The 22,381-nt window shown below is 65.0% G+C and carries 20 protein-coding genes; 7 read left to right on the forward strand and 13 right to left on the reverse strand.

Going from position 1 to position 22,381, the window contains the following annotated elements; all coding sequences use genetic code 11:
- Nucleotides 1-15: 15 nt before the first annotated feature.
- The 9 genes from KSS93_RS03160 to tcyJ all read right to left on the reverse strand — a co-directional run bounded on the left by KSS93_RS03160 (nt 16) and on the right by tcyJ (nt 8,949).
- Nucleotides 16-660, reverse strand: coding sequence for a methionine ABC transporter permease (locus tag KSS93_RS03160; RefSeq protein WP_186731846.1), 645 nt, complete (start codon nt 658-660; stop codon nt 16-18).
- On the reverse strand, nt 650-1,768 hold the full coding sequence (locus tag KSS93_RS03165) for a methionine ABC transporter ATP-binding protein (RefSeq protein WP_217887106.1): 1,119 nt from the start codon (nt 1,766-1,768) through the stop codon (nt 650-652). The genes KSS93_RS03160 and KSS93_RS03165 overlap by 11 nt, the downstream gene beginning before the upstream one ends.
- A 1-nt stretch (nt 1,769) precedes the next feature.
- Nucleotides 1,770-2,570 carry a MetQ/NlpA family ABC transporter substrate-binding protein gene (locus KSS93_RS03170; RefSeq protein ID WP_217887107.1) on the reverse strand — a complete coding sequence of 267 codons (801 nt, stop codon included), beginning with the start codon at nt 2,568-2,570 and terminating at the stop codon, nt 1,770-1,772.
- Nucleotides 2,563-3,951 carry an LLM class flavin-dependent oxidoreductase gene (locus KSS93_RS03175; protein WP_217887108.1) on the reverse strand — a complete coding sequence of 463 codons (1,389 nt, stop codon included), beginning with the start codon at nt 3,949-3,951 and terminating at the stop codon, nt 2,563-2,565. The genes KSS93_RS03170 and KSS93_RS03175 overlap by 8 nt, the downstream gene beginning before the upstream one ends.
- The gene (locus tag KSS93_RS03180) at nt 3,951-5,132 is read right to left on the reverse strand and encodes an SfnB family sulfur acquisition oxidoreductase (protein ID WP_217887109.1); all 1,182 of its coding nucleotides are present in this window, start codon (nt 5,130-5,132) and stop codon (nt 3,951-3,953) included. The genes KSS93_RS03175 and KSS93_RS03180 overlap by 1 nt, the downstream gene beginning before the upstream one ends.
- A gap of 91 nt (nt 5,133-5,223) precedes the next feature.
- Nucleotides 5,224-6,465, reverse strand: a complete 1,242-nt coding sequence (locus tag KSS93_RS03185) for an SfnB family sulfur acquisition oxidoreductase (RefSeq protein ID WP_217887110.1) — start codon at nt 6,463-6,465, stop codon at nt 5,224-5,226.
- Nucleotides 6,466-6,727: 262 nt separating this feature from the next.
- Complete coding sequence (gene tcyN, locus KSS93_RS03190; protein ID WP_217887111.1) at nt 6,728-7,486, reverse strand: L-cystine ABC transporter ATP-binding protein TcyN; 759 nt, start codon at nt 7,484-7,486, stop codon at nt 6,728-6,730.
- A 3-nt stretch (nt 7,487-7,489) separates the two neighbouring features.
- Nucleotides 7,490-8,158, reverse strand: coding sequence for a cystine ABC transporter permease (tcyL, locus tag KSS93_RS03195; protein WP_217887112.1), 669 nt, complete (start codon nt 8,156-8,158; stop codon nt 7,490-7,492).
- The gene (gene tcyJ, locus KSS93_RS03200) at nt 8,155-8,949 is read right to left on the reverse strand and encodes a cystine ABC transporter substrate-binding protein (RefSeq protein ID WP_217887113.1); all 795 of its coding nucleotides are present in this window, start codon (nt 8,947-8,949) and stop codon (nt 8,155-8,157) included. Before tcyJ ends, tcyL begins: the two co-directional genes overlap by 4 nt.
- Before the next feature lie 365 nt (nt 8,950-9,314).
- Between tcyJ and epsC the strand changes: the two genes are divergently transcribed.
- A complete protein-coding gene (epsC, locus tag KSS93_RS03205; protein WP_217887114.1) occupies nt 9,315-10,247 on the forward strand; it encodes a serine O-acetyltransferase EpsC in 933 nt (310 codons plus the stop codon).
- A 334-nt stretch (nt 10,248-10,581) separates the two neighbouring features.
- On the forward strand, nt 10,582-12,543 hold the full coding sequence (betT, locus tag KSS93_RS03210; protein ID WP_217888673.1) for a choline transporter BetT: 1,962 nt from the start codon (nt 10,582-10,584) through the stop codon (nt 12,541-12,543).
- Between the two features lie 118 nt (nt 12,544-12,661).
- On the opposite strand, the gene tauD is transcribed toward betT, so the two are convergent.
- The 4 genes from tauD to tauA form a co-directional block, all read right to left on the reverse strand.
- Entirely contained in the window at nt 12,662-13,495 is an 834-nt protein-coding gene (gene tauD, locus KSS93_RS03215; protein ID WP_217887115.1) for a taurine dioxygenase, read from the reverse strand.
- A 116-nt stretch (nt 13,496-13,611) separates the two neighbouring features.
- Nucleotides 13,612-14,451 (reverse strand): taurine ABC transporter permease TauC, encoded by an 840-nt coding sequence (gene tauC / locus KSS93_RS03220; protein ID WP_217887116.1) that lies wholly within the window; start codon nt 14,449-14,451, stop codon nt 13,612-13,614.
- The gene (gene tauB / locus KSS93_RS03225) at nt 14,448-15,236 is read right to left on the reverse strand and encodes a taurine ABC transporter ATP-binding subunit (protein ID WP_217887117.1); all 789 of its coding nucleotides are present in this window, start codon (nt 15,234-15,236) and stop codon (nt 14,448-14,450) included. The genes tauC and tauB overlap by 4 nt, the downstream gene beginning before the upstream one ends.
- Nucleotides 15,237-15,352: 116 nt before the next feature.
- Nucleotides 15,353-16,324 carry a taurine ABC transporter substrate-binding protein gene (tauA, locus tag KSS93_RS03230; protein ID WP_217887118.1) on the reverse strand — a complete coding sequence of 324 codons (972 nt, stop codon included), beginning with the start codon at nt 16,322-16,324 and terminating at the stop codon, nt 15,353-15,355.
- A 547-nt stretch (nt 16,325-16,871) separates the two neighbouring features.
- Between tauA and KSS93_RS03235 the strand changes: the two genes are divergently transcribed.
- From KSS93_RS03235 to ssuD, 5 genes are all read left to right on the forward strand, one after another.
- A complete protein-coding gene (locus tag KSS93_RS03235; protein WP_217887119.1) occupies nt 16,872-18,218 on the forward strand; it encodes an OprD family porin in 1,347 nt (448 codons plus the stop codon).
- 165 nt (nt 18,219-18,383) lie between these two features.
- Nucleotides 18,384-19,022 (forward strand): peroxiredoxin, encoded by a 639-nt coding sequence (locus KSS93_RS03240; protein ID WP_217887120.1) that lies wholly within the window; start codon nt 18,384-18,386, stop codon nt 19,020-19,022.
- Between the two features lie 491 nt (nt 19,023-19,513).
- On the forward strand, nt 19,514-20,107 hold the full coding sequence (gene ssuE / locus KSS93_RS03245) for an NADPH-dependent FMN reductase (RefSeq protein ID WP_217887121.1): 594 nt from the start codon (nt 19,514-19,516) through the stop codon (nt 20,105-20,107).
- Nucleotides 20,108-20,202: 95 nt separating this feature from the next.
- Nucleotides 20,203-21,168: a sulfonate ABC transporter substrate-binding protein gene (locus KSS93_RS03250; protein ID WP_217887122.1), complete on the forward strand. Its 966-nt coding sequence runs from the start codon at nt 20,203-20,205 to the stop codon at nt 21,166-21,168.
- 59 nt (nt 21,169-21,227) lie between these two features.
- Nucleotides 21,228-22,376 (forward strand): FMNH2-dependent alkanesulfonate monooxygenase, encoded by a 1,149-nt coding sequence (ssuD, locus tag KSS93_RS03255; protein WP_217887123.1) that lies wholly within the window; start codon nt 21,228-21,230, stop codon nt 22,374-22,376.
- The last annotated feature ends 5 nt before the right edge of the window (nt 22,377-22,381 follow it).

Genomic DNA, 22,381 nt, shown 5'->3' on the forward strand with positions numbered 1-22,381 from the left:
AAGCCAACTGGCCGGTCAGCGCTTGTTCAACCCTTTGGCCAACCGGTCCCCGCCCAGCTGGATCAGCGCCACCAGGGCCACCAGCATGACGATCACGGTCAGCATGATCTGGCTGTCGAAGCGCTGGTAGCCATAACGGTAGGCGATGTCCCCCAGCCCGCCGGCGCCGATCGCCCCGGCCATGGCCGAGGAGTTGATCAGGGTCACCAGGGTGATGGTGAAACCGCCGACGATACCCGGCAGCGCCTCGGGCAACAGCACATGCCAGACGATATGCCAGCGCCGGCAGCCCATGGCCTGGGCGGCTTCGATCAGGCCGTGGTCGACCTCGCGCAGGCTCACTTCGGCAATGCGCGCAAAGAACGGCGTGGCAGCGATGGTCAACGGCACCACTGCCGCCCACACGCCATAGGTGGTGCCGACCACCAGGCGGGTGAAGGGGATCAGCGCCACCATCAGGATCAGGAACGGGATCGAGCGGAACAGGTTGACGATGGCGCCCAGCACCCGGTTCAGGGCCGGCGCCTCGAAGATGCCGCCCTTGTCGCTGGTGACCAGCAGCACCGCCATGGGCACGCCCACCAGCAATGCCACCAATGACGACACCCCGACCATCAGCAGGGTATCGAGCAAGCCTTGCAGCAAGCGGTCAATCCACATGGCCCAGCACCTCCACATCGGCCGCTTGGCGGCGCGCGCGTTCGAGTAATTGATGAGCGGCCAGCGGCGAGCCGCGTACCGACAGGATCAGTTGCCCCAGGGCGTGCTCGCCGATGGTCTCCACGCCACCCTGCAGCAGGCGCACCTGGCCGCCGAGGTCGCTGAACAGGGCGCCCAGGTCAGGTTCGCCGAGCACCTTCAGGCGCAGCACCACGGCCGCGTCGCGGCTGACCGGGCTTGCCCGCAGGCTGGCCTGCAAGGCTGCCGGCAGTTTCGCCTGCAGCGGCGCCAGCAGGGTGCGGGTGACCTCGTGGCGCGGTGTGCCGAACACCTGCCACACCTCGCCTTGCTCCACCACTTCACCGCGCTCCAGTACCACCACGCGGTGGCAAATGTCGCGGATCACCGCCATCTCGTGGGTGATCAGCACCACGGTAAGGCCCAGGCGCTGGTTGATGTCGCGCAGCAGGTCAAGAATGGAGGCCGTGGTTTCCGGGTCGAGCGCCGAGGTGGCCTCGTCGCACAGCAGAATCTCGGGGTCGTGCACCAGCGCGCGGGCGATGCCGACGCGCTGCTTTTGCCCGCCGGACAACTGCGCCGGGTACACCTGATGCTTGTCGCCCAACCCCACCAGCTCGAGCAGTTCACGCACCTTGCGCTGGCGCTCGGGCTTGCCGACGCCGGCCACCTTCAGCGGCAACTCGACGTTCTGCCACACGGTCTTGGCCGACATCAGGTTGAAGTGCTGGAAGATCATGCCGATGCGCCGGCGCAGGGCCACCAGTTGGTCTTCGTTGAACGGCGCGATGTCCACCTGGTCGATCAGCACCCGGCCCTGGCTGGGTTGCTCCAGGCGGTTGATGGTGCGCAGCAGCGACGACTTGCCGGCGCCGCTGCGGCCGATGATGCCGAATATCTCGCCGCGTCGGATGTTCAGGTCGATGCCGTGCAGCGCAGGCTGCGCCTGGCCGGGGTAGGTCTTGCCCAGGCCGATGAAGCGCACCTGGGCTTCATTGACCTCAGGGCGCAGGGCTTGCCCGGCCGCCTTGGCCGGCGCGGTGTGCGCGATGTGCGCGGAGGGCGCCCGCAGGGCGCTGGCCTGGCTCATGTCAGCCTTCCCAGCCGGCCTGGTAGAGCTTGCCATGGGCCTTGTCGAGGGCGGCGCGCACGGCGGGCGAGTGCTGGTAGATGTCGACGAACTTGGCCAGCCGCGGATCGTTCTTCTCTTGTGGGCGGATCACGAACTGGATCACGTACTCCTTGTTTTCCAGGCCGTCGAACAGCAGCGCCGAGGTGGCATCGAAGGTGTTGGCCAGGCGGATGTAGGCGGGGTAGCCCTGCACCAGGTCGGCGTCATCGTAGGCGCGCACCAGTTGCACGGCCTCGACCTGCAGAATTTTGATTTTCTTCGGGTTGGCGACGATGTCGTCCTCGGTGGCCTTGTAGCCGACACCCGGCTTGAGGGTGATCAGCCCGGCCTTGGCCAACAGTTGCAGGCCGCGGCCGCTGTTGATCGGGTCGTTGGCGATGGCCACGCTGGCACCTTCGGGCAGTTCGGCGAAGCTTTTGTACTTTTTCGAGTACAGGCCGACGTTGTTGATGATGCCGGGGGCGTAGGGCACCAAGTCGAAGCCTGCGGCGGCCTTGGCGTTTTCCAGGAACGGGATGTGCTGGAAGTAGTTCACGTCGATGTCGCCGCTGTTGAGGCTGACGTTGGGCGCGATCCAGTCGCTGAACTCGATCAGCTTCACCTCAAGGCCCTGCTTGTGGGCCTCTTCGACTGCGGCCTCCAGCGGGATGGCGAAGGCGGCGGTGGTGCCGATCTTCAGCGGTTCGGCCGCCAGCGCAGTGGCGGACAGGCCGAGGGTCAGGGCGATGGCCGCGACGGGCCGGAACAGTTTTTCAAGCATGGCGCAGGGCTCCAGTCGGGGCAGGGGTATGGGTGTTGCGGTATCGGGCGCCGGGGTGGCCGGCGGGCAGGTGCGGTTGGCTCGCGAACAGCTTTTCGCGCAGGGTGCCTTCGGCATAGGCGGTCTTGTAGCGGCCGCGCTGCTGCAGTTGCGGCACCACCAGGTCGATGAAGGCTTCGAAGCTTTCCGGGGTGACTGTGCGGGTCAGGTTGAAGCCGTCCAGGCCGGTGTCGTCGACCCAGCCGATCAGTTGCTCGGCCACCTGTTCGGGGGCGCCGACCAGGGTCACGTAGCGCCCGCCCAGGGCGTGCTGTTGCAGCAGGCGGCGGCGGGTCCAGGCGTTGTCCTGCAGCTGGCGGGTGGCCGACTGGATGGCGTTGCCCTGGCTGAAGCCGATCGGCTCGTCCAGGCCGTAGGCGGCGAAATCGATACCGGTAGAGGCGGCGAAGTGGGCGACGCCGGCCTCGGGGCTGGCATGGCGCAGGTACTCGGCATGCAGCGCCTGGGCCTCGTGTTCGGTGGGCGCGACGATCACCGTGATACCCATGAACACCTTGACCGCCTGCGGGTCGCGGCCGGCTGCCGCAGCAGCGGCGCGCACCTTGTCGACCTGGGCGCGGGTGGCGGCCTTGTCCTGGCCGCTGATGAACACGCACTCGGCGTGGTTGCCGGCAAACGCCAGCCCGCGCGCCGAGCTGCCGGCCTGGAACAGCACCGGGGTGCGCTGCGGCGAGGGCTCGCACAGGTGGTAGCCCTCGACGTCGTAGAACTCGCCGTGGTGGCTGACCTTGTGCACCTTGTCGGGCCGGGCGTACACCCGTTGCGCGCGGTCGGCCACCACGGCGTCGTCTTCCCAGCTGCCTTCGAGCAGCTTGTACAGCACCTGCAGGTACTCGTCGGCCTGGTCGTAGCGCCGGTCGTGCTCGGGCTGCTGGTGCAGGCCCATGGCCCGGGCGGCGCTGTCGAGGTAGCCGGTGACGATGTTCCAGCCCACCCGGCCGTTGCTCAGGTGGTCGAGGGTGGAGAGGCGCCGGGCGAACAGGTAGGGCGCCTCATACGTGAGGTTGGCGGTCAGGCCGAAACCCAGGTGCCGGGTAACCGCCGCCATCGCCGACACCAGCAGCAGCGGGTCGTTGACCGGCAACTGGATCGATTCCTTCAGCGTCACGTCCAGCGACTGGCCGTAGATGTCGTAGGTGCCGACGATATCGGCGATGAACAGCCCGTCGAACAGCCCGCGCTCCAGCAGCCGGGCCAGGTTGGTCCAGTAATCGAGGGTCTTGTACTGGGTCGAGGTGTCCCGCGGGTGGGTCCACAGGCCGTGGTTGATGTGCCCGATGCAGTTCATGTTGAAGGCATTGAGCAGTATCTGCCTGGCCATCAGATGGTCCCCCGACGCGGCGGCTTCTCGTCGTTGAGGTAGTAGTTGCCGATGGCGTGGTACTTCCAGCGCACCGGGTCGTGCAGGGTGTGCACCCGGGCGTTGCGCCAGTGGCGGTCGAGGTTGTGCTCGGCCAGGGTGGCTTGGCTTCCGGCCAGTTCGAACAAGGTGGTGCCGGCCGCAAGCGAAATCTCGGTGCTGATCGCCCGGGCTTCTGCCACGGCGACGGATGCAGCGGCGAGGGTCTCGGCGTTGCTGTCGGCCTGGGCCACATCGAGTATTTCACCGGCCCGTTCCAGCAGCGCTTCGGCCGCGTGCAGGCGGATGGCCAGGTGGCCGAAGCTCTTGAGCGTCAGCGGGTCGTCGCTGGCTTTCTCGAGCCCCGAGTCGACCCAGGGCCGACTGCGGGTGCGCACGAAGTGCAGGGCATCTTCGAAGGCGGCGCGGGCGATGCCGGTGTCGATGGCGGCGTGGAGAATCTGCGCCAGCGGGCCGACCGTGGTCGGGCGCTCGAAGGCGCTGCCGAACGGCACCACGTCTTCGGCGGCCACCGCCACGTTGTCGAACACCACCGAGCCGCTGCCGGTGGTGCGCTGGCCGAAGCCGCTCCAGTCGTCGATCACTTCAAGCCCCGGGCTTTCGGCAGGCACGAAGGCCAGGTGCTGGGCATCGTGCTCGTCCAGCACCAGGGTGGGGATGCGCTGGGCGTACAGTGCGCCGGTGCAGTAGAACTTGCGGCCGTTGATGCGAAAACCTTCGCCGTCGCGGGTCAGGCGGGTGCTGCGGTCGTGGGCGGTCTTGGTGCCGATTTCGGCCAGGGCGTTGCCAAAGCGCCGGCCGGCCAGCACCTCGGCGTACAGGCGCCGTTGCTGCTCGGGGCTGGCATTCACCCGCAGCACTTCCAGGGCGTAGTAGTGGTTCTGCGGAATCTGCCCGATCGAGGCGTCGGCCTGGGCAATGCGTGCGACCACCTTGGCCAGGGTGGCGCTGGACACGCCCGCACCGCCAAAGGCCTTGGGCACGCTGATGCCCCATAGCCCGGACTGCACGAACAGGTCGAGCTCGGCGTGGGGCAGGCGGCGTTCGCGGTCGCGGGTGGCGCTTTCGGTGCGCAGCTGCTTGGCGATTTCTTCGGCGACTTCCAGGGCCTGGGCGTCGCTGGTGATAAGGGATGCGGTCATGGTGCTCTCCGAAGGCCCCATCGCGGGGCAAGCCCGCTCCCACGCATCATTCTGCGTGGGAGCGGGCTTGCCCCGCGATGGGGCCAAAAAATCAGATCCAGGAATGGCGGGCGGGCAGGGTGCCGTTGAGGTAGTAGGCGCCGACCGCGTGGTACTTCCAGCGCACCGGGTCGTGCAGGGTGTGCACCCGGGCGTTGCGCCAGTGCCGGTCGAGGTTGAACTCGGCGAGGGTCGCGCGGCTGCCGGCCAGTTCGAACAGTTTTTCGCTGGCCTGCAGCGCAATCTCGGTGGTGAGCACCTTGGCTTCGGCCACGGCAATCGAGGCGCGGGCGGCGGCAGCGGCATCGACCGGGCCTGCGTTGACTTCGTCGAGCACCCGCGCGGCCTTGCGCAGCAGCGCCTGGGCGGCATGCAGGTCGAGCTTCAGGCGGCCGATGTCGGCGATCACGTAGGGGTCATCGCTGGCGCGCTCGACCTTGGCTTCGATCCATGGCCGGGATTTTTCCCGCACGAAATGGATGGCATCGTCGATGGCGGCCTCGGCAATGCCGGCATCGATGGCGGCCTGCACCAGCTGCGAGGTGGCGCCCTGGATGTTCGGCACATCGCGCTGGCGCCAGTTGTCCAGTACCAGGTCGGCATCCACCGGCACCTGGTCCAGCAGCACGGTGCCGCTGGCGGTGGTGCGCTGGCCGAAGCCCGACCAGTCGTCGACGATGCGCAGCCCCGGGCTGCCCCGGCGCACGAATGCCAGGCGCTGGCGGCCTTCATCGTCCAGTGCCTTGACCGTCACCCAGTGGGCGAACAGGGCGCCGGTGGAATAGAACTTTTCACCGCTGATGGCAAAGCCTTCGCCCTTGCGGGTGATGCGGGCTTTGAGCGTGAGGGTGTCCTTGGTGCCGCGCTCGGGCCCGGCATTGCCGATGCGCCAGCCGTCGAGCACGGTGCGGAAGATGGCTTCTTTCTGCGCTTCGGTGGCAGTCAGGCGCACCAGTTGCAGCATGCCGAAGTGGTTCTGCGGGATCTGCCCCAAGGCCGGGTCGGCGGCGCTGATCAGGCGGAATACCTCGGCGGTGGTTTCGAAGGAGACTTCCGGGCCGCCATAGGCCTTGGGCACGCTGATGCTGCCCAGGCCACTGCGGGTGAACTGCTCGATTTCAGCCCAGGGCAGTTTGCGTTGCTGGTCGCGGCGGGCCGCCTGCTGACGGGCGACTTCGGCCAGTTCGCGGGCGGCCTGCAGGGCTTCGGCGTCGTTGCGCAGCACCTTGGCCGGCAGCAGCAGGGGCGAGCTGTCGATATCGCTGGTAAACGGGGTAGTGGGTTGGCTGGACATCAGTGCCGCTCCCTGGCTGCACTCAATGCCCTGGCGTTGCGCACTGGGGTGATTGTGATCCTGACCATCGGTGACCTCACAAAATAGTTGGCGTCGCCTTGTGGTGGCGACGGACGATTGGTGGTCCGGTGGTCCGGTTTATATACCCTAATGGCTTATTAAAAGTTTATGAATTAACTTTTTGGAATATTGATAGAAGGGGGAGTGGTATTCGCTGTGAGGGCCAAATCGCCGGCAAGCCGGCGATGAGGACGGTACAGGTTTACTCGGAGGCGGCGGTGCCGAGGAACTTGCTGAGGAACTGCCGGGTACGCTCTTGCTGCGGGTTGGCGAACAGCGCCTTGGCCTCGCCCTGCTCGACGATCACGCCCTTGTCGAAGAAGATCACCCGGTTGGCCACATCCCGGGCAAAGCTCATTTCGTGGGTGACGATGACCATGGTGCGTTTTTCTTCGGCCAGGCCGCGGATGGTCGCCAGCACCTCACCCACCAGCTCCGGGTCCAGCGCCGAGGTGGGTTCGTCGAACAGGATCACCTCCGGCTCCATGGCCAGCGCCCGGGCAATTGCCACGCGCTGTTGCTGGCCGCCGGACAGGCGCCGCGGGTAGGCGTCTTCGCGCCCGGCCAGGCCGACCTTGGCCAGCAGCTGCCGGCCAAGGGCGATGGCTTTTTCGCGGGGCGTCTTCTTGACGATCACCGGGCCCTCGATGACGTTGTCCAGGGCGGTGCGGTGGGGGAACAGGTTGAAGTTCTGGAACACGAACCCGGCCTGCTGGCGCAGGCGGCGGATTGCGTTCTGCTGGCCGCCCAGCGGGCGGTTGGCATCGATGCTGATGTCGCCGATCCGGATACGCCCGGCGTCGGGGGTTTCCAGCAGGTTCAGGCAGCGCAGGAAGGTGGTCTTGCCCGAGCCGCTGGGGCCGATGATGGCCACCACTTCGCCGGGCTGCACGGTCAGGTCGATGCCGTTGAGCACGGTCTGGCCCTTGAACCGCTTGGTCAGGCCTTCTACTACGATCATCTGTCAGTGCTCCTGGTCGTGCTGGTTGACCCGCGCTTCCATGCGGTTCTGCAAGTGCGCGAGGATGCTGCAGAGGATCCAGTAGATCACTGCCACCGCCACGTACATGGTGAACACTTCGAAGGTGCGCGCGGTAATCAGCTGGGCCTGGCGGAACAGCTCGGGCACCTGGATGGTGGCCGCCAGGGCGGTATCCTTGACCAGCGAGATGAAGCTGTTACCCAGCGGCGGCAGCGCGGTGCGCAGCGCCTGGGGCAAAATCGCCCGGCGCATCGCCTGGGTGCGGGTCATGCCGATGCTGGCGGCGGCTTCCCACTGGCCGCGGTCGATCGAGGAGATCGCCGCCCGCAGGATTTCGCAGATGTACGCAGCCATGTTGAGCGACAGGCCGATCAGCGACGCCGGGATCGGGTCGAGTTCGATACCGATCTGCGGCATGCCGAAGTAGATCACGAACAGTTGCACCAGCAGCGGCGTACCGCGAAAGAACGACACGTAAATACGCGCCAGCCAGTCCAGCGGCAGGATCTTCGACAGGCGCATCAGTGCCAGGGCAAAGCCCAGCAGCAGGCCGAAGAACATGCCGCCGACGCTGAGCAGCACCGTGTAGCCCGCGCCCTTGAGCAAAAAGGGCGCGGAGTCTTGAACGAGTTGCAGGCTCTCAGCAATCATTTGGTGACATCGGCACCAAAGTATTTCTCGGACAGCTTGGCCAGGGTGCCGTCAGCCTTGAGCTTGTCGATGGCCTTGTTGATGGCCGCCAGCAGCTCAGGCTCGCCCTTGCGCAGGGCCACGCCGCTTTCCAGGCGCGAGAAGGCTTCGCCGGCAAGCTGGGTGTCCTTGGCTTTTTGTGCGTATTCCAGCGCGGCCAGGCGGTCGATCAGGATGGCGTCGATACGGCCGTTGCGCAGGTCGGCGAACTTGCTCGGGTCGTCTTCGTAGGTGCGCACGTCAGCTTGCGGCACGTCTTTTTTCACCCACTGCTCGTAGTTGGTGCCCAGGCCCACACCGACCTTCTTGCCGGCCAGGTCCTGGGCGGTCTTGATGTTCAGTTGCTCGGCCTTTTTCTTCAGGATCAGCGCCTGGATGCCGGAGATGGTGTAGGGCTCGGAGAAGTCGTACTTCTTCTTGCGCTCATCCGAGATAGTCACCTGGTTGATCACCACGTCCAGGCGCTTGGACTCGAGCGCGGCAAGGATGCCGTCCCACTTGGTCGGCTGAACCTTGGCCTTGACCCCCAGCTCCTTGGCCAGCAGCTGCGACAGTTCCACTTCGAAGCCGGTCAGCTTGCCGTTTTCGTCCTGGAAGCTGAACGGTGGGTAGGTGCCTTCCAGGCCGACGTTGATCACGCCCTTTTCCTGGATGGTCTTGAGCTGTTCGCCGGCGAAGGCCTGGCCGAGCAGGCCGGTGCCCAGCAACAGGGCGAGGCTGGCGTTGAGAAGAGGTTTGGCGAATCTGGACATGTGTGGCCCCGCGCTTGTTGTGGAAGTAGTGGGTGGCAACTATAAAGCTGGGCCCTATAGGCCCGGAAATAATAAAAAAACCGGTTGTTATTCCGTAGCTGCAGATTGCCATCCCGTGGCAGGGTTGAGGGTAGCCACGAATGGGCGCCCCGTCAGCGTTGCTTATGCCTGACTTAGCGCAGGATGGAATAAAGCGTTGTTTTTTCCAAGGGGGGGATTTGACGTATCGTGCATTGCATGTGGCCAGTTCCGGCCCTTTCGCGGGCAAGCCCGCTCCCACAGGGATCGTGTGGAAGCGGGCTTGCCCGCGAAAAGGCCGGTACAGGCAATAACAAGACAGATTGCCCACCCGGCAGGAGAACACCGTGAGCGAACACCCATCAACCGGCCAATGGCAGTTGCCCGGCATCGTCAGTGGCCTGCGCAGCGCCCGTGAGCAGTGGCGCAGCCGCAATGGCCGCAGCAGCGGCGAGCAGGGCGGGCGCGAGCTGCCCTCGCGCGAGGCGCTGCGCCAGATCCTCGAGCAACTGTGCGGCGCGCTGTTCCCCATGCGCCTGGGCCCGGTGGACCTGCGCGAAGAGAGCGAAGACTTCTACGTCGGCCACACACTGGACACCGCGCTTACCGCGTTGTTGGCCCAGGCGCGCCTGGAGCTGCGTTATGCCGCCCGCCACGGCAACACCGAGGTGGCAGATGTGGACGCCCACGCCCTGCGCCTGATCCAGGATTTTGCCGCCGCCCTGCCGGGCCTGCGCGTGCTGCTGGACACCGACGTACTGGCCGCCTACCACGGCGACCCGGCGGCGCGCAGCGTCGACGAGGTGCTGCTGTGCTACCCGGGCATTCTGGCGATCATCCACCACCGCCTGGCGCACCACCTGTACCGCGCCGGCCTGCCGCTGCTGGCGCGCATCAGCTCGGAGCTGGCGCATTCGGCCACCGGCATCGACATTCACCCCGGCGCGCAGATCGGCCAGAGCTTCTTCATCGACCATGGCACCGGCGTGGTGATCGGCGAGACCGCGATCATCGGTGAGCGGGTGCGCATCTACCAGGCCGTCACCCTGGGCGCCAAGCGCTTCCCAAGCGACGAGTCGGGCACCCTGCACAAGGGCCTGGCGCGCCACCCGATCGTCGAGGACGACGTGGTGATCTATGCCGGTGCGACCATCCTTGGGCGCATCACCATCGGCCAGCGTTCGACCATTGGCGGCAACGTGTGGCTGACCCGCAGCGTGCCGGCAGACAGCAACATTACCCAGGCCAATTTGCAGCTGGATTGTCAGGACAAGAATTGACCTGAGTTTTGCGGCGCTTGTGCTGGCCTCTTCGCGGGCAAGCCCGCTCCCACAGGGACTGCGCATTATCAAGACGCTGCGCGATCTCTGTGGGAGCGGGCTTGCCCGCGAAGAGGCCGCAACAGGTGGATGCCGATCAGCGCCCCGGTTCGCATTGAAATCCATTCCATGTTTAACTTGAACGCTTGTTCAATGAAAAACGCTGGTCCATTGCCGGTGTTCAACAGGAGGGATTGCCTTTGCTGAACCCGTTCAATCCGTACCTTACGTCTCTCGACGGGGTGCGCCACCCATGAGTGCACCAACCCCATCCCTTGCCAATGGCAAGATCCGCATGAACCCCCCGGTGTTCTACTTCGCGGCAAGCTTCATCCTCATCTTCGGCCTGGTGGTCATCGCCTTCCCGCAAGCTTCCGGCGAGTGGTTGCTGGCCGCGCAAAACTGGGCGGCCAACACGGTCGGCTGGTACTACATGCTGGCCATGACCCTGTACCTGGTGTTCGTGGTGGTCACCGCGCTGTCCGGCTACGGCAAGATCAAGCTGGGCGCCGACCATGACGAACCCGAGTTCAGCTACCTGTCCTGGGCCGGCATGCTGTTCGCCGCCGGTATCAGCATCACGCTGTTCTTCTTCTGCGTGTCGGAACCTTTGACCCACATGCTGCAGCCGCCGGTGGGCGAGGCCGGCACGGCCGAGGCCGGGCGCCAGGCGATGCAGATCCTGTTCCTGCACTGGGGCCTGCACGGCTGGGGCGTGTTCGCCTTCGTCGGCATGGCCCTGGCCTACTTCGCCTACCGCCACAACCTGCCGCTGGCACTGCGCTCGGCGCTGTACCCGCTGATCGGCAAGCGCATCAACGGGCCGATCGGCTACGCGGTGGACGGCTTTGGCATCATTGCCACGGTGTTCGGCCTGGGCGCCGACATGGGCTTTGGTGTGTTGCACCTGAACGCAGGCCTGGACTACCTGTTCGGCATCAGCCACAGCCAGTGGGTGCAGGTGCTGCTGATCACCCTGATGATGGGCGCGGCGGTGGCGGTTGCCGTGGCCGGGGTCGAGAAGGGCGTGCGGGTGATGAGCGACATCAACTTGTTCCTGGCCTGCGCGCTGCTGCTGTTCGTGCTGTTTGCCGGGCCCACACAGCACCTGTTCAATACCCTGATCCAGAACCTCGGTGACTACCTCGGTGCCTTGCCGCGCAAGAGCTTCGATGTGTACGCCTATGGCGAACAACGCGACTGGCTGGGCGGCTGGACAGTGTTCTACTGGGCCTGGTGGATTGCCTGGGCGCCGTTCGTGGGGCTGTTCATCGCGCGTATTTCCCGCGGGCGCACCATCCGCGAGTTCGTTTTCGGCGTGCTGCTGATCCCGCTGGGCTTCACCCTGGCGTGGATGTCGATCTTCGGCAACAGCGCCCTGGACCAGGTGATCAACCACGGCATGACCGCGCTGGGCCAGTCGGCCCTCGACAACCCGTCGATGAGCCTGTACCTGCTGCTGGAAACCTACCCCTGGAGCAAGACGGTGATCGCCGTGACGGTGTTCATCAGCTTCGTGTTCTTCGTCACCTCGGCCGACTCCGGCACGGTGGTGCTGTCGACGCTGTCGGCCAAGGGCGGTGGCGCGGATGAAGACGGCCCGAACTGGCTGCGCATCTTCTGGGGCGCGATGACCGCGCTGGTCACCAGCGGCTTGCTGTTTGCCGGCAGCATCGATTCGCTGAAATCTGCCGTGGTGCTGACCTCGCTGCCGTTCTCGTTGATTTTGCTGTGCATGATGTGGGGGCTGCACAAGGCCTTTTATCTGGAGAGCCAGCGGCAGATTGCGCAGATGCACTCGCTGGCGCCGTTCGCCCAATCGCGGCGCGGCCGTGGCGGCTGGCGCCAGCGCCTGAGCCAGGCGGTGCACTTCCCGTCACGGGACGAGGTGTACCGCTTCATGGACGATGTGGTGCGCCCGGCGATTACCGAGGTGCGCGAGGTGTTCGAGCAGAAGGGCCTGGTGCTGGTGACCCAGGACGACCCGAGCCATGACAACGTCAGCCTGAAGGTTGGCCATGGCGAGGAGCAGCCGTTCATCTACCAGGTGCAGATGCGCGGGTATTTCACCCCGTCGTTCGCCCTCGGTGGGTTGGGTACCCAGGACTTGAAGAACCGCCGCTATTACCGCGCCGAGGTGCATCTGAGCGAAGGCAGCCAGAACTACGACCTGGTGGGCTACAGCAAGGAGCAGATCATCAACGACATCCTCGACCAGTACGAGCGGCATATGCAGTATCTGCATCTGGTCCGTTAATACCTGTTCCGGCCTCTTCGCGGGCAAGCCCGCTCCCACAGGTACTGCGCAATATTCGACGCTGCGCGATCTCTGTGGGAGCGGGCTTGCCCGCGAAGAGGCCGGAACAGGAAACGCTTCAGAACGGCGCATCCCCCAGAATCGTCGCCCTGTGCATCACCCGCCGGTTCGGCCGGTAGTCATCCACCGCAAAATGCTGGGTCACGCGGTTGTCCCAGAACGCCACGTCGTTCTCCTGCCAACGCCAGCGAATGCTGAACTCCGGCCGCGCGGCGTGGGTGAACAGCAGCTTCAGCAACGCCTCGCTTTCCAGCTCGCTCAACTCGTTGATACGTGTGGTGAACCCCTCGTTGACGAACAACGCCTTGCGCCCGCTCACCGGGTGGGTGCGCACCACCGGGTGCGACAGCGGCGGGTTGTTGCGCCGGGTGGCTTCCCAGCGCGCCAGGTCTTCGGCGGTGGTGCCGAAGCGCTCCAGCGGGAACGACTTGGTGAAGTCGTGGGTGGCGGTCAGCCCGTCGAGCAGTTGCCGTAGCGGTGCCGACAACGCCTCGAACGCCGCGATGCCGCTGGCCCACAGGGTGTCGCCGCCAAAGGCTGGCAGTTGCTTGGCGCTGAGCACCGCACCCAGCGCCGGGGTTGGCAGGAAGGTCACGTCGGTGTGCCACACGGCGTTGTCGCGCACGTCGGTCACTGCGGTGTCCAGGATCAGCACCTGGGGCGTTTCCGGCACGTTGGGATAGATCGGGTGAATGTGCAGGTCGCCAAAGCGGGCGGCGAAGCGTGCCTGTTGCTCAGGGGTGATCGGCTGGTCGCGGAAGAACAGCACCTGGTGCTGCAGCAACGCCTGTTCGATGGCGTCGCGCTGGGCAGCGGTGATCTCGCGGCTGATGTCGACGCCGCTGATCTGTGCGCCGAGGGCGGGGCTAAGAGGAGTGATGGTCAGACTCATGGTGTTTTCTCGCTTGAGAATTCGTGTCCCGTTATCGGGCAATATCGCGGGGCAAGCCCGCTCCCACGCAAAGTGAGTTCGTGGGAGCGGGCTTGCCCCGCGATGGGTTGGAAACTTCAATGGCTCTGGCCGTGCCAGGGCACCAGCTTGCGCTGCAGGGCGCGCAGGCCCATTTCCAGGGCGAAGGCGATCAGGGCAATCAGCAGGATGCCCAGCACCACCACGTCGGTAACCAGAAACTGCGCCGCCGACTGCACCATGAAGCCAAGGCCGCTGGTGGCGGCGATCAGCTCGGCGGCCACCAGGGTCGACCAGCCCACACCCAGGCCGATGCGGATGCCGGTGAGAATGTCGGGCAAAGCGCTGGGCAGGATCACATGGCGGATCATCTGCGCCTTGCTGGCGCCCAGCGACTGCGCGGCGCGCAGCTTGGCCGGGTCGACCGTGCGTACGCCGGTGGCGGTGGCGATGGCGATCGGGGCGAAGATCGCCAGATAAATCAGCAGCACCTTCGACAGCTCGCCGATGCCGCACCAGATCACGATCAGCGGCAGGTAGGCCAGCGGCGGGATCGGCCGGTAGAACTCGATCAGCGGGTCGAGGATGCCGCGGGCCACGCGGTTGTAGCCGATGGCGATGCCCACCGGGATGGCAGTCAAGGTTGCGGCTATCAGCGCCAGGCCGATGCGCCCAAGGCTTGCGCCCAGGTGCTGCCACAGGCTTGCATCCATGTAGCCCTGGGTGAGCAGGCTCCAGCCCTTGGCGGCGATGTCGGCGGGCGAGGGCAGGAACAGCGGCTCGACCCAGCCGGCGGCGGTCACCAGCCACCAGGCCGCCAGCAGGCCGGCCAGGGTCAGGGTGCTGATCCAGCGGGTGGGCAGGCTGCGCGCCGGCTTGGCGGCAGGCGGCAGGTGGGGTTCGGGTTTGCCGGCAACCGGCAGGTCCAGGCTGCTCATGGGCGCTCCTGCAGGCTTTGGCGTTGGGAGAACACGCGGGCCAGTACGTGCTCGCGGGTTTCGATGAAGCGCGGGTCGGACTTGATCGCCCGGGCCGGCTCACCGGCGGCGTAGCGCTGGCCGAAGTCCAGTTGCAGGCGCTCGACCACGCGCCCGGGGTTGGGCGCCAGCAGCACCATTTCGGTGGCCAGGAACACCGCCTCTTCGATGTCGTGGGTAATCAGGAACACGGGCTTTGCGGTGCGCTGCCACACCTGCAGCAGCAGCTCTTGCATCTGCTCGCGGGTGAAGGCGTCGAGGGCGCCGAACGGCTCGTCCATCAGCAGCACCCGCGGGTCGGCGGCCAGCGCCCGGGCCAGGCCCACGCGTTGGCGCTGCCCACCGGACAACTGCCAGATGCGCCGCTCGGCGAAGCCGTCCAGGTCAACCAGCTTGAGCATGTCGCGGGCCTTGGCTTCGCGCTGCGGGCGGGGCACGCCGGCAAGCTCCAGGCCGAAGGCCACGTTACCCAGCACGTTCTGCCAGGGCAGCAGGGCGTCGTCCTGGAACACCACGCCGCGTTCGGCGCCGGGGCCTTGCACCGGCACGCCGTCCAGGCTGATGCGCCCGGCGCTGGGGCTGACGAAACCGGCGATCAGGTTGAGCAGCGAGGTCTTGCCGCTGCCGGAGGGGCCGAGGGCCACCAGCAACTGGCGGGGGCCCAGGGCGAGGTTGATGTCGGCCAGCACCGGGGTGCTGGCGCCGGGGTACTGTGCGCTGATGCGCTCCAGCTCGAGCAAGGCCATGACGGGCTCCGGTCTTCGGGCGAAAGGTCGCCGGTCTGAAATGATTTCAAGGGGGCTGCCTTGCAGCCCTTTCGCGGCGCAAGGCCGCTGCTACATCAGGCCGTCGCGGCCTGGGTTCAGTTGGGCAGGTACTGCTTGCTGACGTAGGGCGCGTAGTCCGGCAGCACCGCATCGACCTTGCCCTGTTGCTTGAGGAAGGTGGCGGTGTCGGTCAGCGCCTGGGTGGTCGGCGCGCCGAGGGCGTTGGCCTGGTCGGCGGCCAGCGGGTAGACGTTGCCTTGCAGCAGCACCGGGATGTCTGCCGGCTTGGCACCGGACAGCTTGGCCAGCTTGGCGACGTTGTCCGGGTTGGCCAGCCAGGCTTGCGGGTCTTTGCGGTAGTCGGCGTAGGCGTCGAGGGTCACCTTGGCGAACGCCTTGACCACGTCCGGGTGCTTGGCGGCGAAGTCCTTGCGCACGATCCAGGCATCGAAGGTGGGCGCGCCTTTGGCGGCCAGCTCGCCCGAGGTGATCAGCACCTTGCCGTTCTCCTTGGCCACGCCCAGGGCCGGGTCCCACACGTAAGTGGCGTCGATGTCGCCGCGCTTCCAGGCGGCGATGATCGCCGGTGGGGCCAGGTTGAGGATCTGCACCTTGGACGGGTCGATGTTCCAGCTCTTCAGCGCAGCCAGCAGGCTGTAGTGGCCGGTGGAGACGAAGGGCACGGCGACCTTCTTGCCGATCAGGTCCTGTGGGGTCTTGATGCTGTCGCGGGCTACCAGTGCTTCGCCGGCGCCAATCTGCGTGGCGATCAGGAAGGTTTCCACCGGCAGCTTGCGGGTGGCGGCGGCGGCCAGGGGGCTGGAGCCGAGGTAGCCGATCTGCACGTCGCCGCTGGCTACAGCGGTGATCACATCGGCGCCGTTGTCGAATTTGCGCCAGTCGATGCTGGCCTTGCTGGCTTTTTCGTAGTCGCCGTCCACCTGGGCCACCTTGGCCGGGTCGACGGTGGTCTGGTAGGCGACGGTCAGCTCGGCCGCCTGGGCCAGCCAGCTGGCGCTGGCGAGGGTCAGGGCAGCGAACAGGCGCAGCGGGGTGTGCGGGATCATGGTGGACCTCTCGTCAGGCAATCGGGTTGAATGACGAAAAGGCTAAATGATCTAAGAAATGTAAAATAAATAACTTTTTTGCATTAGCTTAAAAGGCATTCGTTGTAGCGTGCAGCCTGAACCCGGCGATGCCTGCACTGACGCAATCGCGGGCAAGCCCGCTCCTACAGGTGAGGCGTTGCCTGGCGAAATGGTGACTTTCTGCTAGTGTCCCTCGGCCGTGCCTTGGGGCTTCTGGCGCACGCCAGGCAGGCAAACGTTTTCACATAACCTAAAGGTATGATTGACCTCGTCGATACAACTTCAGGTAGTAAAGGTTCCAAAGTTATTCCGTAAAAATCTTAGAGATTCACAAAACGGTCATTTTGGATTTATAGGATTGTCATTATCCTGTAGCGCAGGTGGCGGGTTAGACCAAAGTCGCGAATCGACCGCTAGCGGTTGACTAAGCGGTCACGCTTTTGGGCTAAATCGCCAATCCGGGTGAGCGGGGCTTCAGATCCTGCCACTTGAGACGCACAAAAATTAGAACGTAGAGGAGCAAAGCATGTACAAGTCCAGCCTGGCCCTGGCCGTGGCACTGGGGGTTCTCGCCCAACAAGCAGGCGCTGCCGGTTTCATCGAGGACAGCAAAGTGTCCTTGAGCTCGCGCACCATGTATTTCGACAACAACGCCCGCGAAGGCCATGCTACCGCGACGACTGAGCGCCCGGACCAGCGTGAAACCGGTCAGGGCTTCAAGCTCGACTACATCTCCGGCTTCACCCAAGGCACCGTAGGTTTCGGTGTTGATGCCCAAGCATTGTGGGGTATTCATCTGGATGGCGGTCGTGGTTACCACAAAGCCGGCTTCATGCCAGACGATAGCGATGGTTCGTCGGTAAGCCAGTGGGCCCGTGTGGGTGCAAACGCCAAGGCTCGCTTCTCGAAGACCGAAGCTCACTTCGGTAGCGCTCTGGCACCAATGCTGCCAATCCTCGTTTCCAACGATGGTCGTCTGCTGCCGCAAACCTTCGAAGGTGCAACCATCACCTCGAAAGAAATCGACAACCTGACCATCAACGCCGGTCAGCTGACCCACGCCATGGGCCGTGCTTCGAGCAACCGTACTGGCCTGTCGGTCAACGGCGCCACTGCCGACAGCAACAAGTTCCGCTACGGCGGCCTGGACTACAAGCTCACTCCAGACCTGACCCTGCAGTACTACTATTCGAACCTGGAAGACTTCTACAAGCAGCACTTCCTGGGCGCGACCCACGTCTTCAAGATCGCCGACGACCAGTCCTTCAAGACTGACCTGCGCTATTTCGATAGCAGCAGCGATGGCCGTAACGGTGACGGCGGTGGTTACAACTTCAACAACAACGGTGGCTATGCCAAGAATACCGGTGAAGTTGACAACAAAACCTGGTCCGCCATGTTCACCTACACCCTGGGCGGCCACGCGCTCATGCTGGGTCACCAGCGTGTCAGCGACGACGGCGGCTTCGTCTGGCTGAACCAAGGCTCCGTGCGCGACGGTAACGGCCGTCCGGAAGGCGCCGGCGGCGCGAGCTTCTACCTGTTCACCGACAGCATGATCAACCAGTTCGCCAAGGCCGGTGAAAACACCACCTTCGGTCAGTACTCGTATGACTTCGCTGGCCTGGGCGTACCTGGCCTGAAGGCTTCGGTTGCCTACCTGCGTGGTGAAGACGGCCGCAATGCCAACGGCAACGGTACCTTCAGCGAGTGGGAACGCGACGCGCGTATCGACTACGTGCTGCAGCAAGGCACCCTCAAAGGCCTGGGCTTCAGCCTGCGTCAGGGCGTCTACCGTGGTACTGGCGCCAGCTCCCTGGCTGACCAGGACCAGACCCGCTTCATCGTGAACTACACTTACAGCTTCCTGTAAGCCGTAGCTGCACACAAAGAGCCTCGCCTAGTGCGAGGCTTTTTTGTGCCCGTCATCTCGTATGCATTCCAGTTATAAATAAATCGATATTTATTCTTTTTATTCCGCATCGAAAACAGGCACATTCAACCCATACAGGCCAGACACAGCACAGGAGCCGCTTCCATGAGCCTCAAACTCGGCGACATCGCCCCAGACTTCGAACAGGATTCCAGCGAAGGCAAGATCCGTTTCCATGAGTGGCTGGGCAACAGCTGGGGCGTGCTGTTCTCCCACCCGGCCGACTTCACCCCGGTGTGCACCACCGAGCTGGGCCTGACCGCCAAGCTCAAGGATGAGTTTGCCAAGCGTGGGGTCAAGGCAATCGCCCTGTCGGTGGACCCGGTGGACTCGCATCACAAGTGGATCGAGGATATCAACGAGACCCAGAACACCGTGGTCAACTTCCCGATCATCGCCGACGCCGACCGCAAGGTGTCCGACCTTTACGACCTGATCCACCCCAACGCCAGCGACACCCTCACGGTGCGCTCGCTGTTCGTCATCGACCCGAACAAGAAGGTGCGCCTGACCATCACCTACCCGGCCAGTACCGGGCGCAACTTCAACGAGATCTTGCGGGTGATCGACTCGCTGCAACTGACCGACAACCACAAGGTGGCCACGCCAGGTAACTGGCAGGACGGCGACGACGTGGTGATCGTGCCGTCGCTCAAGGACGAAGACGAAATCAAGCAGCGCTTCCCGAAAGGTTACCGGGCGGTGAAACCCTACCTGCGGCTGACCCCGCAACCGAATCGTTGATGCATTCCTCGTTGTATTGCTCTTAGCCATAGCAGGGATTTTCGGGCCGTTTCGACGGCCCTTTTTTGTGGCTGGACGCCGGGCCTTCTGTAGGAGATCACCCCGCCCTACGGGCTTCGCTGTCGCGCAGAGAACTGGGCACGAACCCGCCGCGACCCCTGTGGGAGCGGGCTTGCCCGCGAACACCGGCGAAGCCGGTGCCAGACACCGCGTCGCCTGCTTCGCGGGCAAGCCCGCTCCCACAGGTCCCTGCTAAATCAATGAGTTATGTGCAGTTCTATAAGAGCGGCCTTGTGCCGCGAAAGGGCAGCTTTGCGGCCCTTTCGCGGCACAAGGCCGCTCTTACAGTGATTGATTCGCATAGTCTGTAATCGAATAAACAAATGAAAAAATATGATTTATAGATATATGTGACGAGCTGTTAATGTCACTTACATCCAGCGGGGCCAACCCCTCGCGGCCCTGCAAACGAATCGAAGGAAGCGCTTTCAATGCTGGTTGTTTCTGTCGGTGGTAGCCCCAGTCTTCGTTCACGCTCCGGCGTGCTGCTCGAGCGTTCGCGCGACTGGCTGCAAGAGCGCGGCGTCGAGGTGGTGACCTTCCAGGTGCGCGAATTCAGCGCCGAAGACCTGCTGCACGCGCGCTTCGACAGCCCGCAGGTGCGCCACTTCAACGAACTGGTAGCCCAGGCCGACGGCCTGGTGGTCGCCACCCCGGTGTACAAGGCCTCGTTCGCCGGCGCCCTGAAGACCCTGCTTGACCTGCTGCCCGAGCGCGCCCTGGAGCACAAGATAGTGCTGCCGGTGGCCACCGGCGGCAGCATCGCCCACATGCTCGCCGTGGACTACGCCCTCAAGCCCGTGCTGTCGGCCCTCAAGGCGCAAGAGACCCTGCAAGGGATCTTCGCCGACGACAGCCAGATCGCCTACGGCGAGGCCGGCAAGCCTGCACAGTTGTCGCAAGCGCTGGAGCAGCGCCTGCTGGATTCGCTGGAAACCTTCCACAGCGCCCTGGCGCGCCGGCCCAAGCCGGTTGCCCCGGGCGTGTTGAACGAACGCCTGCTCAGCGCCCGCTGGAGCATCTGAGCCACCGCCGCACACGCTTTACCGTTGTCCCACCTTACTCGCCCGTCAACGAGGCAAGCAGGTGCTACCCGAACCCACTCGCACAGGAGAGCGCCATGCGCACAGTCTTCTTGCGTCGCGGTCTGGTCGCCCTGTTTGCGGCGGCTGTGTCCTTCGGCGCCATCACCCAAGCCCAGGCCGAGAGCCTGCGTATCGGGTACCAGAAATACGGCACCCTGGTGCTGCTCAAGGCCAAGGGCTCGCTGGAAAAGCGCCTGAAAGAACAAGGCATCGACGTGCAATGGACCGAGTTCCCCGGCGGCCCGCAGCTGCTCGAAGGGCTCAACGTCGGCTCCATCGACTTCGGCGTTACCGGTGAAACTCCGCCGGTGTTCGCCCAGGCTGCCGGTGCCGACCTGCTGTACGTCGCCTATGAGCCGCCAGCGCCCCACAGCGAGGCGATCCTGGTACCCAAAGGTTCGCCGATCCAGTCGGTGAAAGAGCTCAAGGGCAAGAAGGTCGCCCTGAACAAGGGCTCCAACGTGCACTACCTGCTGGTGCGTGCCCTGGAAGACGCGGGCCTGAAATACAGCGACATCCAGCCCGTGTACCTGCCGCCGGCCGATGCCCGCGCCGCCTTCGAGCGCGGCAGCGTCGATGCCTGGGTGATCTGGGACCCGTACCAGGCCGCCGCCGAGCAGCAGCTGCAGGCGCGCACCCTGCGTGACGGCAAGGGCCTGGTCGACAACCACCAGTTCTACCTCGCCACCCGCAACTACGCCACCCAGCACCCGGCGGTCATCAGTGCGCTGATCGATGAAGTGCGTGCCGTGGGCGAATGGTCCCAGGCCAACCCGCAGCAGGTCACCGACCAGGTGGCGCCGCTGCTCGGCCTGCCCGCCGACATCACCCTGACCTCGGTGAAACGCCAGGGCTACGGCGCCGCGCCGCTGACCCCGGAGGTGATCGCCGCGCAGCAGAAGATCGCCGACACCTTCCAGGCCCTGAAGCTGATTCCCAAACCCTTGAGCATCAAGGACGTGATCTGGACACCCCCGGCCAAGGTCGCCAGCGCGCCTTGAACCCCTTGCCTGCGCCGGGGCGCCGCCCCGGCCTTGCCACCCTTGAGGAGACAACTCCAATGAGCCTGAACATCTTCTGGTTTCTTCCCACCCACGGTGACGGCAAGTACCTGGGCACCAACGAAGGCGCCCGCGCCGTCGACCATGGCTACCTGACGCAGATCGCCCAGGCCGCCGACCGCCTTGGTTTTGGTGGCGTGCTGATCCCCACCGGGCGTTCCTGCGAGGACTCCTGGCTGGTTGCCGCGTCATTGATCCCGGTGACCGAGCGCCTGAAATTCCTCGTGGCCCTGCGCCCGGGCATCATTTCGCCGACCGTGGCCGCGCGCCAGGCCGCGACGCTTGACCGCCTGTCCAATGGCCGCGCGCTGTTCAACCTGGTGACCGGCGGCGACCCGGACGAGCTGGCCGGCGACGGCCTGCACCTTAACCACCAGGAGCGCTACGAAGCATCGGTCGAGTTCACCCGTATCTGGCGCAAGGTGCTCGAAGGCGAAGTAGTCGACTACGACGGCAAGCACATCCAGGTGCAGGGCGCCAAGCTGCTCTACCCGCCGATCCAGCAACCGCGACCGCCGCTGTACTTTGGTGGCTCCTCCGAAGCCGCACAGGACCTGGCTGCCGAGCAGGTCGAGCTGTACCTGACCTGGGGCGAGCCGCCGGCCGCCGTGGCCGAGAAGATCGCCCAGGTACGCGAGAAGGCCGCAGCCCAGGGCCGTGAAGTGCGCTTTGGCATTCGCCTGCACGTGATCGTGCGCGAAACCAACGAAGAAGCCTGGGCCGCCGCCGACAAGCTGATATCGCACTTGGACGACGACACCATCGCCCGCGCCCAGGCCTCGCTTGCACGGTTCGACTCGGTAGGCCAGCAGCGTATGGCTGCCCTGCATGGCGGCAACCGCGACAAGCTGGAAGTCAGCCCCAACCTGTGGGCCGGCGTCGGCCTGGTACGCGGCGGTGCCGGCACCGCGCTGGTGGGCGATGGCCCGACCGTGGCGGCGCGGGTCAAGGAATACGCAGCCCTGGGCATCGATACCTTCATCTTCTCCGGCTACCCGCACCTGGAAGAGTCGTACCGCGTGGCCGAGCTGTTGTTCCCGCACATCGACGTGAACCGCCCGGAACAACCCAAGACCGGTGGCTATGTGAGCCCGTTCGGCGAAATGGTCGCCAACGACATCCTGCCCAAAGCCGTGTCGCAGAGCTGAGGGCA

Source organism: Pseudomonas xanthosomatis (assembly GCF_019139835.1).
GTDB classification, from domain to species: Bacteria; Pseudomonadota; Gammaproteobacteria; order Pseudomonadales; family Pseudomonadaceae; genus Aquipseudomonas; species Aquipseudomonas fakonensis.